The following is a 16,063-nucleotide window of genomic DNA, read 5'->3' as shown; positions in this document are numbered from 1 at the left end:
ATGAAAGATCTATTTGAGAAAGTTTTTAGAAATGAACATTTGACGCGTATAGAAGCGCAGCAAGTAGCGGAAAAAATCTTTGAAGGTCAACTAACTGATAGTCAAATTGCAGCTTTTTTAACAGCGCTAAAATGTAATGGAGAAACAGCTGAAGAAATGGCAGGAATTGCTGAAACGATCCAGAGAAAAGCGGTGACTATCGATTGTCAAAAAGAAAATGTCATGGATAATTGTGGAACTGGTGGTGATCAATCTGGCAGTTTCAATATTAGTACAACCGCCGCCTTTGTTTTAGCGGCAGGGGGCGTATCTGTGGCTAAACACGGCAATCGTAGTATTTCCAGTAAATCAGGCAGTGCAGATATTTTTGAATGCTTAGGCGTAGATCTTGCCCTTTCGCCAGATAAATTAAGTACTGTATTGAATGAAGTCGGATTGGTCTTTCTTTTTGCGCCTCATATGCATCCGAAAATGAAATATGTCATGAAAGTTCGCAAAGAACTAGGAACACCAACCATCTTAAATTTGATTGGTCCATTAACGAATCCGGTACTTTTAAATTCACAATTAATGGGAACTTATCGGCGAGACTTATTAGAAGAAACAGCAAAAACATTAGGAGAACTAGGACGTACACGGGCGGTAGTGGCCAATGGTTCAGGCGGTTTGGATGAAGCAACGTTAGCTGGAACAACACATTTTGCTTTGCTAGAAGAGGGGATGATCACTATGCATACGATCGAACCAGAAGAGTTTGGTTTTACTCGTCTTCCTATAGAAGCGATTCGCGGTGGTAATGCTGAGCAGAACACTAAGATACTGTTGGCTATTTTGAAAAATCAAGCAAGTCCTTATTTAGACACTGTTTTATTGAATGCTGGCTTAGGTTTTTTCAGCAATGGAAAAGTATCAACTGTTCAAGAAGGAATTTTATTGGCAAAAGATTGCGTGGCCAGCGGTGCTGCATTTGATAAACTTCAACAGCTGATCCAAGTGCAAAAGGAGGTTGCTTAAATGGATTTTTTAGAAAAAATTATCAATGAAAAGAAACAAGAAGTGAAAGCAATGTCATTAGAAACAATTAGACCACTACGAAAAACATACTCGTTTTATCAGCAAGTCAAAGATCATCCCGAAAAAATGCATATCATTGGGGAAGTCAAACGAGCGTCCCCTTCAAAAGGCGCAATTAATTTATCTGTCAACGTGATTGAACAGGCAAAAGCGTATGAACAAGCGGGCGTTACAGCAATTTCTGTATTAACAGATGAAGTGTTCTTCAAAGGATCGATCGAGGATTTAAGACAAGTAACCTCACAAGTGACGATTCCTGTTTTATGCAAAGATTTTATTATTGATGAAAAACAACTGATTCGGGCGAGAAATGCTGGAGCGACGATTATTTTATTGATTGTATCGGCTTTGTCCAAACAAAAATTGGCAGAACTGTATAAAAAGGCAACGATATTAGGGCTAGAAGTTTTAGTAGAAGTCCATGATGAAGAGGAACTAAGGATTGCTGAAGCATTATCAGCACAATTAATTGGCATAAATAACCGAAATTTGAAAACTTTTGAGGTTTCGATTGGAGTGAGTCAAACGTTGGGAAAAAATCAAAAAACAGATGCTATTTATATTAGTGAATCCGGTTTTTCATCGAGTGAACAAATTACTCTGGTAAAAGAAAACTATCAAGCTATTTTAGTGGGAGAAGGATTGATGCGAGAAAATGATCCGAAAGCCAAGGTCAAAGAATTACAGGTCTTGCGATGAAAGTGAAAATTTGCGGCTTGAAAACCAAAGAACAGGTAGACGTGGCAGTAGCTTATGGCGCAGATTATCTTGGCTTTGTCTTTGCCAAAAGTAAACGACAGATCAGCCCTGAAAAAGCCAAAGAAATTACGAAAAATGTACCAAAAGAAGTAAAAAAAGTGGGTGTCTTTGTTTCACCGACCCAATCGGACGTAGAAGAAATCATTCAACGAGCTGGACTTGATATGGTGCAAATTCATGGGGCATTAACGACAGAAAACTTTTCAGTACCGCTGATCCGAGCGATACCAGTTGACGGAATGGAGCAAGAAAAACGCATGGAAGAAACCGCCGCAGAATTTCTACTTTTTGATGCACCGCCCAAACAATTTGTCGGCGGCAACGGTGAAGTTTTCGATTGGCAGCAATTAGATACTAGTGCTATCAAAACTAAAAAAATCATTATTGCAGGTGGTCTAACTCCAGAAAATGTGCAGCAAGCCAAACAAAGATTCGATCCATATGCAGTTGATGTATCCAGTGGAGTTGAAACAAACGGGGTAAAAGACTCAACAAAAATCATTGCTTTTTTAAAAAAAGCCAAGGAGGAAGATCATGTATAATCAACCAAATCAAGGGTTTTACGGAGATTTTGGGGGACAATTTGTTCCAGAAACATTGATGTATGCCGTCAAAGAATTAGAGGAAGTTTATGAAGCATCAAAAGAAGATGAAGCATTTCAAGCTGAATTGAATTACTATTTAAAACAATATGTTGGACGGGAAAATCCGTTGTATTTTGCCGAACGTTTAACAGAATTTGCTGGTGGAGCTAAAATTTATCTAAAAAGAGAAGACTTGAATCACACGGGTGCCCACAAAATCAACAATACGATCGGACAAATTTTATTGGCGAAAAAAATGGGTAAGAAAAAAGTTGTTGCAGAAACAGGGGCAGGACAACATGGTGTAGCAACTGCTACAGTTGCTGCTTTGTTTGGGATGGAATGCACGATTTTTATGGGAGCGGTCGATGTGGCTCGTCAATCATTGAATGTGTTTCGGATGGAATTATTAGGCGCCAAAGTTGAAAGTGTGACGTCAGGCAGTCAAACCTTAAAAGATGCGGTAAACGAAGCATTACGTTTTTGGGTGGCTAATGTTGAAGATACCCATTACGTGATGGGGTCTGTGTTAGGTCCTCATCCATTTCCAGAAATCGTCCGAGATTATCAAAGTATTATCGGAATTGAAGCAAGACGCCAATTTTTAGAAGTAGAAAACAAATTACCTGATGCAGTCGTTGCTTGTGTTGGTGGTGGCAGTAATGCGATGGGGATTTTCTATCCGTTTATCAATGATGATGTCGCGCTGATTGGTGTTGAAGCAGCGGGATTAGGACTAGATACAACATCACATGCAGCATCGATCACCAAAGGGAAAACAGGTGTATTACATGGGGCGATGATGAAGTTATTACAAGATGATGATGGGCAAATTTTAGAAGCCTTTTCGATTTCAGCTGGTTTGGATTATCCTGGACTTGGACCGGAGCATTGTCATTTAAGCGAAACGCAACGAGCAAGTTATGAATCAGTAACCGATCAAAAAGCGTTAGAGGCTTTTAAAATTTTATGCCAAACAGAAGGAATAATTCCAGCTCTAGAAAGTTCTCACGCTGTTAGTCATGCGCTAAAAGTCGCAAAAGAACTTGGACCAGATAAACAAATCATCGTTTGCCTTTCAGGACGTGGGGATAAAGATGTACAGCAAATCAAAGGATTGTTTGAACAGGAGGGAAACGGATGAAAACACTAACGAGGCAATTGAAAGCAAAACAACAAGCAAATGAAACGATTTTTGTTCCATATATCATGGCAGGTGCGCAAGGTCTAGATCAGTTAGCCGATGAAATCCAACTACTAACAGAAGCTGGAGCTAGTGCTATCGAATTAGGGATTCCATTTTCAGATCCAGTTGCAGATGGTCCAATAATTCAAGCGGCTGGCCTAAGAGCCTTAGAAAATAACGTAACATTGCAGAAAATAATCCAGCAGTTAAAAAAAATCGAAACTAAAACGTCTTTAGTAATCATGACCTATTTCAATCCGATTTTTACCTATGGTTTAGAAACATTTATTCACGATTTAGCTGAAACGGATGTAAAAGGAGTAATCATCCCTGATTTACCACATGAGCATCAAGAATTAGTAGCACCATTACTAAAAGACAGTGATATTTCGTTGATACCACTGATTGCTTTAACCACACCTAAAGATCGAATTCCAACTTTAGTAGAATCAGGAGAAGGATTTATTTATGCGGTGGCAGTCAACGGTGTAACAGGCACAGGACGAAATTATCAAGAAACATTAGATGAACATTTAGCATATATTCAAAAAGTCAGTGATAAACCAGTTTTAGCAGGATTTGGCGTATCATCTAAAGAACATGTGGAACGTTTTAGGAAAAGTTGTGCGGGCGTGATCGTAGGTAGCAAGATCGTTCAGCTGCTTAGTGAAGGAAAACGTGCAGAAGTTAGTACGTTTATCAAAGAAGCAGTCAGTAAATAATTTTATATTTTATATTTTTCCTCTTGCCTATAAGCATTTCTTTCTGTAAAGTAGTATGAAAAGTAGGTGGAATTATGGAGATTGTCATCAATCGCAATTTAATTTTTGCAGAAAATCAATATTTGGAAACGGAACGCTTAAAGTTACGTCCAGTGACATTAAGTGACGCTAATGATATGCACGAATATGCATCCGATGAAGAAACGGTCACCTATGTTTTCCCGATTCATCAGTCTATTAAAGACACTAAAGAAAGTATTGCAAACTACTTCATAGCAGCACCACTTGGCAAATATGGCATCGAGTTAAAAGCGACTGGAAAATTTATTGGAACGATCGATTTACGTGTGGTAGATCAGCATAATATTGCAGAAATTGGTTATTCTTTAAACAAGGTATTTTGGGGACAAGGCTATATGCCAGAAGCGGCACACAAACTACTTTGTTTAGGCTTTGAAGAGCTAAAATTGATGCGTATTTTTGCAACGCATGATATCGATAATCCCAAATCTGGTCGTGTGATGGAAAAAATAGGTATGAAAGTAGAAGGTAATATCCCGAATGCCCGGATGTGGAAAGGGAAAGTCGTTACAGATATTATTCGCGGTATCACGCTCGAAGAATGGCAAAAATTGCATAACTAACCTACAGAACAGCTCAGAGGAGAAATGACTACATGTTAATGTTTACTGAAAAAGATTTTGATGTTTTTACAATAGATGGATTAGACCCAAGGATGGCTGGTATTCGTTCCACGATCCAACCAAAATTTCAAGAATTAGATGATTATTTTGCTGAAAGATTGGGCGAAAAACTAGAAACAGAATTTTTTGTTCACATTGCCCAACACCGTCGCAGAACAGTTTATCCACCAGAAAATACATGGTCTGCATTAAGTCAGAAAAAACGCGGCTATAAAATGGAAGCCCATTTCCAATTAGGTATTTGGCCAGACTATCTTTTCATGTGGTTATCACTAATTGATAATCCTAAAAATGAAAAAGAAATTGCGCAAGCTTTTTTAGACAATCAAGCGTTATTTGAGCAATTAGATGATGATTTTTATTTGTCGATCGATCATACACAACCCGAAATTGAACGATTGAATGAAGCGGATTTGGAGAAGCATCTTACTCGTTTTCGTGATGTGAAAAAAGGAGAGTTTCAAATTGGACGAATCATTAGAAAGACGGATGATTTGTTGAATGATCCAGAAAAAGCCTGTGAATATATGTTGAAGACATATGAAGAATTAATTCCATTGTATCAGCTAGCGATTGGGTTACAGGAGTAAGGCTAGAGCAGAACAAAGGTCACTATATAGACTATTGTTCTGCTTTTTTTTTTGCAAGGCTTCAAGTTTCTATAGCCAAACTAGACTATTGAGTTCACTAGCAGTAAGGGAATACTGTTCAAAGCAATCTAAAATAAATTGTTTTGGATCATCGATATCGATGCCTTCTCGAACCAAAATGTCAATTCCAGCAGGTGTTAAAAAAGAGCGGTCGAATTTGATAACTAAAATCGTCTCCGTAACAGTCAAGATGGACCATTTGCTACTTAAAATAGCTAAGAGCCCTTTCCCACGCCAAACAAAGTGATTTTGTTTATATGTATCTATTCCGATAATCTTTTTTTGTTGCCCTCTATTATTGTTATAAGTAACAATATCCAAAAATTTGAGGGGAGAATTTTCGGATTTTTCATATTGTATAGTAGGATCACTACGCTTTTTCGATAGCCAAAGAGGAAAGTTAGTCCCTCGTATTATCCAGCGGCCCTCTAATCGTTCAGGGAAGTTTTCCATTTTTTACAATCCTTTCTATAGTTGATTTACTCTCGGAAATTAGTAAGTATTTTTCATTATTCATACACAAAAAAAGCTATATAATGCATCTTTTACATTATACAGCCTTTAATAAAATGACTCCAAAAGTCAGCTTGTGATACGTGGATAATAAGTTTATTGCACGCCAATCTTATTCAACGGATAATATCGGAAATAAACAATCCCCACAATATCCTCTTCATCTACAAAACCAAAATAACGACTATCATCCGCTTTTCGACGGTTATCTCCTAACACAAAATATTTTCCATCTGGGACAACTCTGGCAGGACCTGCCGCACTATTTTCCAAAGTAAAATCGGTAGTCAAAGGCATTCCATCTGTCAAAGCTTTTTTAAATTCAGCCAAATAAGGTTCGTCATATTTTTTGTCATTAATATATAATTGATCGTTTTCCATCCTAAGTGTATCACCAGGCATTCCAACAATCCGCTTAACGATTCGTTTCCCATCTCGTGGGCTAGGAAATGTTGCTATGTCAAATCGTTTTGGACTAACTAAAGACGACTGCCACAAGCGATCCGATTCATGGTAAGTTGGCTCCATTGAAATGCCAACAACTTCTACAGGTGTTAAAACAAACATCCTTAAAAAAAGTGCAAACATCAAAATCATTGCGAACTGTAGTACTGTAAAAAGGGTACTGTATTTCTTTTTCATAAATAAACTCCTTTTTAATTATTATTTCTTACTAGTATACCAGAATAAATAGAGTAAATAATAAGAAAATCCGATGATTTTATGGATTATTTAAGGTTCAATAGAATTTCTAAAGCAGATATTTTGTTGTCATTCCTAAATTTTGCTATACTTTTTATAGAACTTATCGATTGATAAGGAGGAGGAAGGACTATGTTTTTAGCTTGGAATGAAATAACCCGCTCAAAGTTACGCTATGCACTGATCATTAGTGTGATGTTTTTGATTTCTTATTTAGTTTTCTTTTTAACAGGCTTAGCGTATGGTTTGGCTGAAGATAATCGAACAGCTGTGGATAAATGGCAGGCAGACGGCATCGTGTTGTCGGATGAATCCAATACCAATATCAATATGTCAATGATTCAGCTAAAGTCAATGGATGAAGTCGAAGCAAAAGAAAAAGCGACATTAGGACAAACTGCGGCAGTGATTCAATTAGATAAAAAGAATGCTGAAAAAATCAATGCTAGTTTTTTCGGTATCAATAAAGATGAATTTTTAATGCCGAATATTATTGAAGGGAAACCATTCACGAATGATAACGAAACGGTTGTGGATAACAGTTTGAAAAAAGAAAATGGCATCAAACTTGGAGATACAATCAAACTAGCTGGTAATGATAAAAAGCTTAAAGTCGTCGGATTTACGGATAATGCTAAGTTTAATGTTGCACCTGTATTATACGTAACCACAAACGCTTTTCAGCAAATTCGCTTTGAAAAATCAGATACCTCAAAAAAGGCTCGTGTGAATGCGATTGTTTTTCGTGCAAAAGAGGGAAAATTAAAAAATGTTCACTTGAAAGAGGATAGCTTGACCCGTTATAGTATCACGAAATTCATCAATGAATTACCAGGATATAACGCTCAGGTACTAACATTTGGGTTTATGATCGGATTTTTGATTGTGATTGCAGCGATAGTTATCGGAATTTTCATCTATGTCTTGACTATGCAAAAAGCAACGATTTTCGGGATCATGAAAGCGCAGGGGATTTCTGGTTTTTACATTGCGGTCTCGGTAATTGTTCAAACATTTGTCTTAGCCGTTTTAGGGATAACTTTAGGTTTGCTTGGTACTGTGGGAACATCTTTCGTCTTGCCAACGGCGGTTCCATTTCAAGCGAATTGGTTATTCTTTTTATCGATTGGCGGCATAATGTTGGTGATTGCGGTATTAGGTGCACTGTTCTCAGTTCGGACAATTATTAAAATAGATCCACTGAAAGCAATTGGTTAGAAGGGGGCTAGTTTAAAATGAAAGCAATCGAATTTTTGTCTGTGGATAAACAGTTTTTAGATGGAGACACCACAATCGAAGCATTGAAATCCACCGATTTTTCTGTGGAAAAAGGGCAATTTGTCGCAGTTATTGGTCCAAGTGGTTCGGGGAAAAGTACGTTTTTAACATTAGCTGGTGGCTTGCAAACACCAACGAATGGCGAGGTTAAGATAAATAATGAAGCATTTAGCGAAGAAAATGAGAAAACACGCTCTAAAATCCGTTTCTCTGAAATTGGTTTTATTTTACAAGCATCGAACTTAGTTCCGTTTCTAACAGTGGAAAAGCAACTACGTTTGGTGGATAAAGTAAAAAAAGAAAAGACCGATGTGGATAAAGTCAATAAGTTATTAACAGAGCTAGGAATTGAAAAGTTGAAGAAAAAATATCCTGATGAAATTTCTGGTGGTGAACGTCAACGAGTAGCAATTGCTCGGGCCTTGTATAATGATCCGTCTATTATCTTAGCGGACGAACCTACAGCAAGCTTAGATTCAGATCGGGCTTTTGAAGTTGTAAAAATATTAGCGAGAGAAACAAAGGAAAAAAATAAAGCAACGATCATGGTCACTCACGATCAACGCTTGATTGAGCATTGCGATGAAGTATATGTGATGAAAGATGGTGTGTTGCAAAAACAAAAAACTTTGAAAAAGCAAATGAGATAACATGTTTATTTGGTTTTAAAGGGTGAGGCAAAAGTATTTTTACTTTTGTCTCGCTCTCATTTTTTATATAAAAAAACCTTGTACAGAAAAACTGTACAGGGTTTTTTCGAGAAAGATCCATAATGCAATAACAGCAAGAGAATCTTAAAGTTTTTGGTTGTAGTATTCAACGACAAGAGCTTCGTCGATATCAGGGTATAATTCATCACGTTCTGGTAAACGAGTGAAGCTACCTTCTAATTTTTCAGCGTCAAAGCTTACGAATGCTGGACGTCCAACAGTTGCTTCAACAGCTTCTTTGATTGTTACTACGTTTTGAGATTTTTCACGAACAGAAATCACTTGACCAACTTCAACGTGGTATGAAGGGATATCTACGCGTTTGCCATCTACAGTAACGTGACCGTGGTTTACTAATTGACGTGCTTGACGACGAGTAGTAGCAAGGCCTAAACGGTAAACGACGTTATCTAAACGTTGTTCTAGTAAGATCATGAAGTTAACACCGTGTTTACCTTCTTTGATCTTGCTTGCTTTAATAAACAAGTTAACGAATTGACGTTCGTTCATACCGTACATATGACGTAATTTTTGTTTTTCAGTTAATTGCATACCGTATTCAGAAACTTTACCACGGCTGTTTGGTCCGTGTTGTCCTGGTTTGTATGGGCGACGTGCTAGTTCTTTACCAGTTCCTGATAGAGAGATACCTAGACGACGAGAGATTTTCCATGATGGTCCTGTATAACGTGACATTAAAAATTCCTCCAATAAAATAATTTTTTGGAGTAAAATAATCTTCTGAAAAATTCATATTCGTTCAGTTCATTCTTCAACCTTCGCCCTTTGCAGCCGTGGGTTACGCAGTTGAACCTGAAAGCCGAAGCAATCAAGGCAATGAAATGTTGACGAGCCTATTATTTTTCTGCTGCATTATTTTACACAAAGCATAGTATAGCTTAAAACTGAGGATAACTCAAGCTTTTTATTAAGTAAGCTCTACAATTTACCATTTGCCAGAAGCTCCACCGCCACCAGAAGAACCACCGCCCAAAATACCCCAAAAAAACATCGTTATAGCTTCCATGTCAAGTGCATCTCCTTTTGCAAGTATGTTATAATTTTATTGCAACATAATGACAACCAAGAGATGCATTCAATTTCGTTGTTTTTCTGTAGGTGACTGTAGTGATGCATCAAGTCATGGGGATTTAGAGTAGTATTACAAGAAAATAGTATAAATAGAATTGAATTAATGTTATTTTAGAAAGTATTGTGAAAAAACTACTAGACAAAACCCTTACTGGTCTTTAGAATGGTAAAGGATGTTTTTGAAAATATAATATGAAAACAAATTGAAAAGGAGAAACACAATGAAACCTGTATCGCCATTATTTGAGCAGATCGACAAATCAATCAGTAAAAAAATGAACTTATTCCAAAGTAGTTTTATGCGTTACGCTTTTCGTGCAATGCTCGCTTGTATGTTTTTAACATTAGGAACAGCAGTGGCCTTTGCGATCGCAATCAAAGGTGAAGGAATGGTCCATGGCTTAGGTAAAATTCTATATGCCTTTATGTTCAGCTGGTCACTTGTTATGATTCTTTATATGAATGCGGAACTCGGAACATCGAATATGCTTTATATGACAGTTGGGGTCTATCGCAAAAAAATCAACTTCTCTTTTGCGGCAAAAATTTTATTTGCCTGTATTTTCTTTAATTTAGTCGGTGGCGTTTTGTTTGGCTATTTGATTTCATTGACTGTTCCTTTCCAAGATTTACCTGCGGATAGCTTTTTCTTTACATCGATTGCTGGTAAATTAGATAAAACAACGACACAAATTTTAGTTGAAGCGATGTTTGCAAATATCGTGGTAAATACAGCCGTATTAGTAAGTATGCGTATGAAAGACGATGCTGGTAAAGTTGCCGCAATCATTTTTATCATCTTTATCTTTGCATTCTTAGGCTACGAACACGTTATCGCCAACTTCCCAGCATTTAGTTTAGCGTATTTCGCTTCTCATGGAACAATGGCGGCAATGACAGTTGGCAGCGTAGCACACAATCTATTCTTTGCCTTGATCGGTAACTTTATTGGCGGAGGCTTAGTAATGGGCTTGGGTTATGCATGGTTGAATAATGCGGATACAACATATTTAGATTAAACAATTTAGAGGCTGAGATGGATTTTCCGTTTCAGCTTTTTTGCTGTCTACAGTATATTGAAGTAAAATAGAGTAAAAAAGAAAAAGGGAGTAATGAAATGAATAAAGTCGTTTTTCCTAAAAATAAAGAAAAAGCAGAACAAATGGCGGCTTACATGAAAAATTTATTTCCTTTTGCAGGTGTTACGGCACCAGAGCGCGCTGTGCTAGAGAAAGAACTGTTGAAAGAGAGTAAAAAACTACCATTTATAGAGTTATTTGATTTAATCAGTTTTTACTATCATAAGCCTGAACGGGAATATCAGTATTTGGCAATCGATTTAGCAACTGTTAATGTAAAACGCTTCTCTCTTGAAGAAGTGTTACACTTCAAACCTTTTGTGATCGATAAAGCTTGGTGGGATAGTGTTGATTCTTGGCGTAAATTTTTTGGCCTTTGGGGATTTCAGAATTTAGAAGAAATGCCTCAGTTGTTTGAAGCTTTTTTTGGCGAAAAAGATTTTTGGCATCGAAGAATTGCAATCAATCTGCAACTGTTATATAAAGAAAAAACAAATACTGTGTTATTGAAAAAAGCCATTATTTATGATAAAACTACAGATGAGTTCTTTATTCAAAAATCAATTGGCTGGTCCTTGCGTCAATATAGCAAAACGGATCATTTATGGGTTCAAACATTGATCAAGACGACTGAACTAAGCCCATTAGCAGTTAGAGAAGGCAGTAAATATTTGCCAAAACCATAGAAAGCGAGCGAGTTATTACGCCATGAGAAGAAAACTTTTTGCATTTGATATCGATGGAACACTACTGGGAACAGACAGACAACCGTTGGAAAGCACAAGAGAAGCATTAAAGAGTTTAAGACAACAAGGACATCTCGTAACAATTGCAACAGGTCGCAGCCGATTTATGGCGCAAGATATTATTTTAGATTTAGATTTTTCCAATTATGTACTTTGTAATGGAGCAGCAGCATTTTTAGATCATGAGCAGTATTATCAAAATTTATTGGATCAAGATGAATTGCATCGTTTTGCTTCAGAGGTCGAGAAAAGAGAGATTGGACTAGCTTATGTTGGACTAGATGATGTTAAGAAAAACAATCATCATCGTCGTGCGCAAATGGTTGAAGCGATGGGGTCAATCGATTTTGAAGCACCGGAATACGATGTGAATTTCCAAAAAGAAAATGATGTGTATCAAGCATTGGCTTTTTACGACGATTCAGCAGATGGTATGTTTGACCGTGAATTTTCTAAATTCCGTTTTATTCGTTGGCATTCTGAAAGCGTAGATATCGTACCAAATAATGGTTCTAAAGCAGCGACTTTACTGAATTTAGCAGATCGTGTTGGAATTGCTCGTGAAGATATCATCACATTCGGCGATGGAGAAAACGATCGTGAAATGTTGCGTGAGGCTGGTATTGGAGTGGCGATGGGCAATGCTTTGCCGCATATCCAAAAAGAAGCAAAAATTGTGACGGATACGAATGATAATGATGGTATTTGGAAAGCATTGAAAGAACTAAAGGCAATTTAAGAATAAAAAAAGCGATCCGCACAAAACGATTGAGTTTGTGCGGATCACTTTTTATTCAATGACCAAAACGCCATCTTTCAACGCATATGGGTTTTCTTGATTGATATGATCATAAAACATCACACCATTTAAATGATCGATTTCATGCTGAACGACGATTGCTTCATAATTTTTCAATCGAATCTTTTGTTTAACGCCAGATGCATCTACATAAGATAACGTGATTTTGTTGTGGCGTACCACATAACCTGGAACTTCACGGTCAACAGATAAACACCCTTCGCCTTCGCCAAGACAAGCATCTTGAACAGAATGGCTTAAAATTTTAGGATTATACATTACTGCACTTAATGTTGGTTCTGGGTTTTCCAAATCGCCGCTCGGTACATGAACCGCGATGATTCGTTTTGAAATGTCTAATTGCGGTGCCGCTAAACCAACACCGCCACGTAATCCTAATTCTTCTGCTTTGACAGGATCTTGACTATTATGTAAGAACTCCATCATTTCTTCACCTAATTTGATATCTTCATCAGATAGTGGCAGAACTACTTCTTCGGCCACTTCTCTAAGTGTTGGGTTTCCTTCGCGGATAATATCCTTCATGGTGATCATAGGATAATTCCTCCTTTATATTTAAAAGTCTCGGTCAGTTTCAGTTAGAAACTAAATCTTTCCATCAATGTATTTATTTGCCTATACAGTTTATCACAAAACCATGCATAATGGGGATAAATTGTTCAAAAAACAGTGGGTAAATTGTGCTTGGTCTTGCATTTTTAACAAATTTCCTGTAAAGTATACCTGTATGGAAACATACCGTCTTTTACTTGGTTGTGCGAATCACCAACGCATTACTCAGTAGGAAGATGACTATTAAAGAAGAGGTGAAAAACATGGCAATGTCAAAAGAAAAGAAAAACGAAATCATTAGCGAATACGCTCGTCATGAAGGAGATACTGGTTCACCAGAAGTACAGATCGCTGTATTAACTGCTGATATCAATCACTTGAATGAACACGCTCGCGTTCACAAAAAAGATCACCATTCTTACCGTGGACTAATGAAAAAAATTGGACATCGTCGTAACTTGTTAGCTTACTTACGTAAAACTGACATCCAACGTTACCGCGAATTGATCCAACGTTTAGGATTACGTCGTTAATCAAAAAAGGAAAAGCGAGATTCGTAATGAACCTCGCTTTTTAGCTTATTTAAAAGCGAAGGTTTAGTCATCCGTAAAATACTAAAAAATCATCATCTTTGGAAAGTTTGAATGAATCTACTAACCAAATAAAAGGACTCAATTTTTTTGAATCTTTTCATTTGTTTAGTAGTAGTCTAACTTTTCCGAAGAATCGAAGGAGAAGAGATATATGTCAGAAAAACAAGTATTCAAAACAACTTGGGGCGGACGTCCATTACAAGTTGAAGTTGGCCAATTAGCCAAACAAGCAAATGGCGCAGTATTAGTTCGTTATGGAGAGACTGTGGTATTAAGTGCCGCTGTTGCTTCAAAAGATGCGAGAGATTTCGATTTCTTCCCATTAACAGTCAACTATGAAGAAAAAATGTACGCTGTAGGTAAAATCCCTGGTGGATTCATCAAACGTGAAGGTCGTCCGAGTGAACGTGCAACATTAACTGCTCGTTTGATTGACCGCCCAATCCGTCCGATGTTTGCTGAAGGCTTCCGTAATGAAGTTCAAATCACAAATACCGTGATGAGTGTTGAACAAGACTGCACACCAGAAATGGCTGCGATGTTTGGTTCATCTCTAGCATTAGCGATTTCAGATATTCCGTTTGATGGACCAATCGCAGGTGTTGATGTAGGTCGTGTAGATGGCGAATACGTGCTAAATCCAACAGTAGAACAATCTGAAAAAACAGATATCGAATTAACCGTTGCAGGAACGAAAAAAGCAATCAACATGGTTGAAAGTGGTGCCAAAGAAGTATCAGAAGAAGATATGCTAGGCGCGTTACTTTTCGGTTTTGATGCAATCAAAGAACTAGTTGCTTTCCAAGAAGAAATCGTTGCCGCTGTTGGTAAAGAAAAAATGGAAATCAAATTATTACAAGTTGATGCTGACTTGAAAAAAGAAATCTTCGATGCTTACTATGCTTCAATGAAAGAAGCGGTTATGACAGAAGAAAAACTAGCTCGTGAAGTTAATATCGATGCAATAAAAGACCAATTAAAAGAAGCGTATGCTGAAAAATTTGCAGGTCATGAAGATGAAACGCAAGTAGCCAAAGAAGTAAAACAAATTGCTGAAGATCTTGAAAAAGATGTGGTTCGTGAATTGATCACGATCGATAAAATCCGTCCTGATGGCCGTAAACTAGACGAAATTCGTCCGTTAGCTTCAGAAGTCGGCATTTTACCACGCGTTCATGGTTCTGGATTGTTTACTCGTGGACAAACACAAGCATTGTCTGTTGTGACATTAGCACCGCTTGGCGAACACCAAATCATTGATGGATTAGGTGTAGAAGACAGCAAACGTTTCATTCATCATTATAACTTCCCGCAATTCTCTGTTGGTTCAACAGGCCGTGCCGGGTCACCTGGTCGTCGTGAAATCGGTCATGGTGCTTTAGGGGAACGTGCGATGGCGCAAATTATTCCTGATGAAGCTGATTTTCCATACATGATCCGTGTGGTATCAGAAGTTTTAGAATCAAATGGTTCTTCATCACAAGCAAGTATCTGTGCCGGAATCTTAGCATTGATGGATGCTGGTGTACCAATTAAAGCACCAGTTGCCGGAATTGCAATGGGACTTGTCAGTGATGGGGAAAACTATACAATTTTAACAGATATCCAAGGACTAGAAGATCACCTAGGCGACATGGACTTTAAAGTTGCTGGAACAAAAGATGGAATTACAGCACTACAAATGGACATCAAAATCCAAGGGATCACTGAACAAATCTTGACAGAAGCCTTAACTCAAGCGAAAAAAGCACGTATGGAAATTCTTGCTGAGTTGACATCAACATTAGCTGAACCTCGTCCAGAATTAAGCAAATACGCACCGAAAATCGAAATGATCCAAATCGCTCCTGCCAAAATCAAAGATGTGATTGGCAAAGGTGGAGAAACAATCAATGGAATCATTGATGAAACTGGCGTGAAAATCGATATCGATCAAGAAGGTAATGTAAGTATTGCTTCTGCTGATGCTGATATGATCAAAAAAGCGATCAAGATCATTGAAGAGTTGACAAAAGAAGTGGAAGTTGGACAAGTTTACCTTGGTAAAGTCGTTCGTATCGAAAAATTCGGCGCATTTGTTAACTTGATCAAAGGAAAAGACGGGCTTGTTCATATTTCTCAATTAGCGAACGAACGTGTAAACAACGTTGAAGATATTGTGAAACTTGGGGATGAAGTTCTTGTAAAAGTTACTGAAATCGACAAACAAGGTCGTGTAAATGTTTCACGCAAAGCGTTGTTGACTGAAGAAAATAAAGAAAAATAAGCAAAGGAATTTTGCTATTAAATGACTTTCAAA

At 37.5% G+C, this 16,063-nt stretch carries 18 protein-coding genes; 14 read left to right on the top strand and 4 right to left on the bottom strand.

Annotated features, from left to right (window positions below; all coding sequences use genetic code 11):
* The 7 genes from trpD to I583_RS12820 all read left to right on the top strand — a co-directional run bounded on the left by trpD (position 1) and on the right by I583_RS12820 (position 5,619).
* The gene (gene trpD, locus I583_RS12850) at positions 1–1,014 is read left to right on the top strand and encodes an anthranilate phosphoribosyltransferase (RefSeq protein WP_010761834.1); all 1,014 of its coding nucleotides are present in this window, start codon (positions 1–3) and stop codon (positions 1,012–1,014) included.
* On the top strand, positions 1,015–1,773 hold the full coding sequence (trpC, locus tag I583_RS12845) for an indole-3-glycerol phosphate synthase TrpC (RefSeq protein WP_010761833.1): 759 nt from the start codon (positions 1,015–1,017) through the stop codon (positions 1,771–1,773). It begins immediately after the preceding gene.
* Positions 1,770–2,375 (top strand): phosphoribosylanthranilate isomerase, encoded by a 606-nt coding sequence (locus tag I583_RS12840; protein ID WP_010761832.1) that lies wholly within the window; start codon positions 1,770–1,772, stop codon positions 2,373–2,375. The genes trpC and I583_RS12840 overlap by 4 nt, the downstream gene beginning before the upstream one ends.
* Complete coding sequence (trpB, locus tag I583_RS12835) at positions 2,368–3,561, top strand: tryptophan synthase subunit beta (protein WP_010761831.1); 1,194 nt, start codon at positions 2,368–2,370, stop codon at positions 3,559–3,561. The genes I583_RS12840 and trpB overlap by 8 nt, the downstream gene beginning before the upstream one ends.
* Positions 3,558–4,325, top strand: a complete 768-nt coding sequence (gene trpA / locus I583_RS12830; RefSeq protein WP_010761830.1) for a tryptophan synthase subunit alpha — start codon at positions 3,558–3,560, stop codon at positions 4,323–4,325. The genes trpB and trpA overlap by 4 nt, the downstream gene beginning before the upstream one ends.
* Before the next feature lie 74 nt (positions 4,326–4,399).
* Positions 4,400–4,969, top strand: coding sequence for a GNAT family N-acetyltransferase (locus I583_RS12825; RefSeq protein WP_010761829.1), 570 nt, complete (start codon positions 4,400–4,402; stop codon positions 4,967–4,969).
* Between the two features lie 32 nt (positions 4,970–5,001).
* On the top strand, positions 5,002–5,619 hold the full coding sequence (locus I583_RS12820) for a DUF1054 domain-containing protein (RefSeq protein ID WP_010761828.1): 618 nt from the start codon (positions 5,002–5,004) through the stop codon (positions 5,617–5,619).
* Between the two features lie 69 nt (positions 5,620–5,688).
* Here I583_RS12820 and I583_RS12815 read toward each other — a convergent pair whose 3' ends face one another.
* Both I583_RS12815 and lepB read right to left on the bottom strand, forming a co-directional pair.
* Positions 5,689–6,132 (bottom strand): hypothetical protein, encoded by a 444-nt coding sequence (locus tag I583_RS12815; protein ID WP_010761827.1) that lies wholly within the window; start codon positions 6,130–6,132, stop codon positions 5,689–5,691.
* 156 nt (positions 6,133–6,288) lie between these two features.
* A complete protein-coding gene (gene lepB, locus I583_RS12810; protein ID WP_010761826.1) occupies positions 6,289–6,834 on the bottom strand; it encodes a signal peptidase I in 546 nt (181 codons plus the stop codon).
* A 192-nt stretch (positions 6,835–7,026) separates the two neighbouring features.
* On the opposite strand from lepB, the gene I583_RS12805 reads away from it, so the two are divergent.
* Together I583_RS12805 and I583_RS12800 are read left to right on the top strand one after the other, a co-directional pair.
* On the top strand, positions 7,027–8,112 hold the full coding sequence (locus tag I583_RS12805; RefSeq protein ID WP_010761825.1) for an ABC transporter permease: 1,086 nt from the start codon (positions 7,027–7,029) through the stop codon (positions 8,110–8,112).
* Between the two features lie 17 nt (positions 8,113–8,129).
* A complete protein-coding gene (locus I583_RS12800) occupies positions 8,130–8,822 on the top strand; it encodes an ABC transporter ATP-binding protein (RefSeq protein ID WP_010761824.1) in 693 nt (230 codons plus the stop codon).
* 144 nt (positions 8,823–8,966) lie between these two features.
* Here I583_RS12800 and rpsD read toward each other — a convergent pair whose 3' ends face one another.
* The gene (gene rpsD, locus I583_RS12795; protein WP_010761823.1) at positions 8,967–9,578 is read right to left on the bottom strand and encodes a 30S ribosomal protein S4; all 612 of its coding nucleotides are present in this window, start codon (positions 9,576–9,578) and stop codon (positions 8,967–8,969) included.
* A 617-nt stretch (positions 9,579–10,195) separates the two neighbouring features.
* Between rpsD and I583_RS12790 the strand changes: the two genes are divergently transcribed.
* The 3 genes from I583_RS12790 to I583_RS12780 all read left to right on the top strand — a co-directional run bounded on the left by I583_RS12790 (position 10,196) and on the right by I583_RS12780 (position 12,538).
* Positions 10,196–10,993 carry a formate/nitrite transporter family protein gene (locus tag I583_RS12790; RefSeq protein WP_010761822.1) on the top strand — a complete coding sequence of 266 codons (798 nt, stop codon included), beginning with the start codon at positions 10,196–10,198 and terminating at the stop codon, positions 10,991–10,993.
* 98 nt (positions 10,994–11,091) lie between these two features.
* Positions 11,092–11,739 carry a DNA alkylation repair protein gene (locus tag I583_RS12785; RefSeq protein ID WP_010761821.1) on the top strand — a complete coding sequence of 216 codons (648 nt, stop codon included), beginning with the start codon at positions 11,092–11,094 and terminating at the stop codon, positions 11,737–11,739.
* 22 nt (positions 11,740–11,761) lie between these two features.
* A complete protein-coding gene (locus tag I583_RS12780) occupies positions 11,762–12,538 on the top strand; it encodes a Cof-type HAD-IIB family hydrolase (protein WP_010761820.1) in 777 nt (258 codons plus the stop codon).
* 51 nt (positions 12,539–12,589) lie between these two features.
* Here I583_RS12780 and def read toward each other — a convergent pair whose 3' ends face one another.
* On the bottom strand, positions 12,590–13,153 hold the full coding sequence (def, locus tag I583_RS12775; RefSeq protein ID WP_010761819.1) for a peptide deformylase: 564 nt from the start codon (positions 13,151–13,153) through the stop codon (positions 12,590–12,592).
* Positions 13,154–13,434: 281 nt separating this feature from the next.
* Here def and rpsO point away from each other — a divergent pair, with 281 nt between their 5' ends.
* A complete protein-coding gene (gene rpsO / locus I583_RS12770; protein ID WP_010761818.1) occupies positions 13,435–13,704 on the top strand; it encodes a 30S ribosomal protein S15 in 270 nt (89 codons plus the stop codon).
* 211 nt (positions 13,705–13,915) lie between these two features.
* Positions 13,916–16,030 carry a polyribonucleotide nucleotidyltransferase gene (gene pnp / locus I583_RS12765; RefSeq protein ID WP_010761817.1) on the top strand — a complete coding sequence of 705 codons (2,115 nt, stop codon included), beginning with the start codon at positions 13,916–13,918 and terminating at the stop codon, positions 16,028–16,030.
* Positions 16,031–16,063 lie beyond the last annotated feature (33 nt).

This window comes from Enterococcus haemoperoxidus ATCC BAA-382 (assembly GCF_000407165.1).
Lineage (GTDB): Bacteria > Bacillota > Bacilli > Lactobacillales > Enterococcaceae > Enterococcus_L > Enterococcus_L haemoperoxidus.
Note: the sequence above shows the minus strand (reverse complement) of the source record. Positions and strands in the feature narration are given on the sequence as shown.

What these genes read in the sequence shown, in the direction of transcription:
- pnp (WP_010761817.1), top strand. Translation starts at nt 13,916, where the DNA reads ATGTCAGAAAAACAAGTATTCAAAACAACTTGGGGCGGACGTCCATTA.
- trpB (WP_010761831.1), top strand. Translation starts at nt 2,368, where the DNA reads ATGTATAATCAACCAAATCAAGGGTTTTACGGAGATTTTGGGGGACAA.
- I583_RS12840 (WP_010761832.1), top strand. Translation starts at nt 1,770, where the DNA reads ATGAAAGTGAAAATTTGCGGCTTGAAAACCAAAGAACAGGTAGACGTG.
- I583_RS12825 (WP_010761829.1), top strand. Translation starts at nt 4,400, where the DNA reads ATGGAGATTGTCATCAATCGCAATTTAATTTTTGCAGAAAATCAATAT.
- trpA (WP_010761830.1), top strand. Translation starts at nt 3,558, where the DNA reads ATGAAAACACTAACGAGGCAATTGAAAGCAAAACAACAAGCAAATGAA.
- I583_RS12805 (WP_010761825.1), top strand. Translation starts at nt 7,027, where the DNA reads ATGTTTTTAGCTTGGAATGAAATAACCCGCTCAAAGTTACGCTATGCA.
- I583_RS12800 (WP_010761824.1), top strand. Translation starts at nt 8,130, where the DNA reads ATGAAAGCAATCGAATTTTTGTCTGTGGATAAACAGTTTTTAGATGGA.
- I583_RS12820 (WP_010761828.1), top strand. Translation starts at nt 5,002, where the DNA reads ATGTTAATGTTTACTGAAAAAGATTTTGATGTTTTTACAATAGATGGA.
- rpsO (WP_010761818.1), top strand. Translation starts at nt 13,435, where the DNA reads ATGGCAATGTCAAAAGAAAAGAAAAACGAAATCATTAGCGAATACGCT.
- rpsD (WP_010761823.1), bottom strand. Translation starts at nt 9,578, where the DNA reads ATGTCACGTTATACAGGACCATCATGGAAAATCTCTCGTCGTCTAGGT.
- lepB (WP_010761826.1), bottom strand. Translation starts at nt 6,834, where the DNA reads ATGAAAAAGAAATACAGTACCCTTTTTACAGTACTACAGTTCGCAATG.
- I583_RS12815 (WP_010761827.1), bottom strand. Translation starts at nt 6,132, where the DNA reads ATGGAAAACTTCCCTGAACGATTAGAGGGCCGCTGGATAATACGAGGG.
- I583_RS12785 (WP_010761821.1), top strand. Translation starts at nt 11,092, where the DNA reads ATGAATAAAGTCGTTTTTCCTAAAAATAAAGAAAAAGCAGAACAAATG.
- trpD (WP_010761834.1), top strand. Translation starts at nt 1, where the DNA reads ATGAAAGATCTATTTGAGAAAGTTTTTAGAAATGAACATTTGACGCGT.
- def (WP_010761819.1), bottom strand. Translation starts at nt 13,153, where the DNA reads ATGATCACCATGAAGGATATTATCCGCGAAGGAAACCCAACACTTAGA.
- trpC (WP_010761833.1), top strand. Translation starts at nt 1,015, where the DNA reads ATGGATTTTTTAGAAAAAATTATCAATGAAAAGAAACAAGAAGTGAAA.
- I583_RS12780 (WP_010761820.1), top strand. Translation starts at nt 11,762, where the DNA reads ATGAGAAGAAAACTTTTTGCATTTGATATCGATGGAACACTACTGGGA.
- I583_RS12790 (WP_010761822.1), top strand. Translation starts at nt 10,196, where the DNA reads ATGAAACCTGTATCGCCATTATTTGAGCAGATCGACAAATCAATCAGT.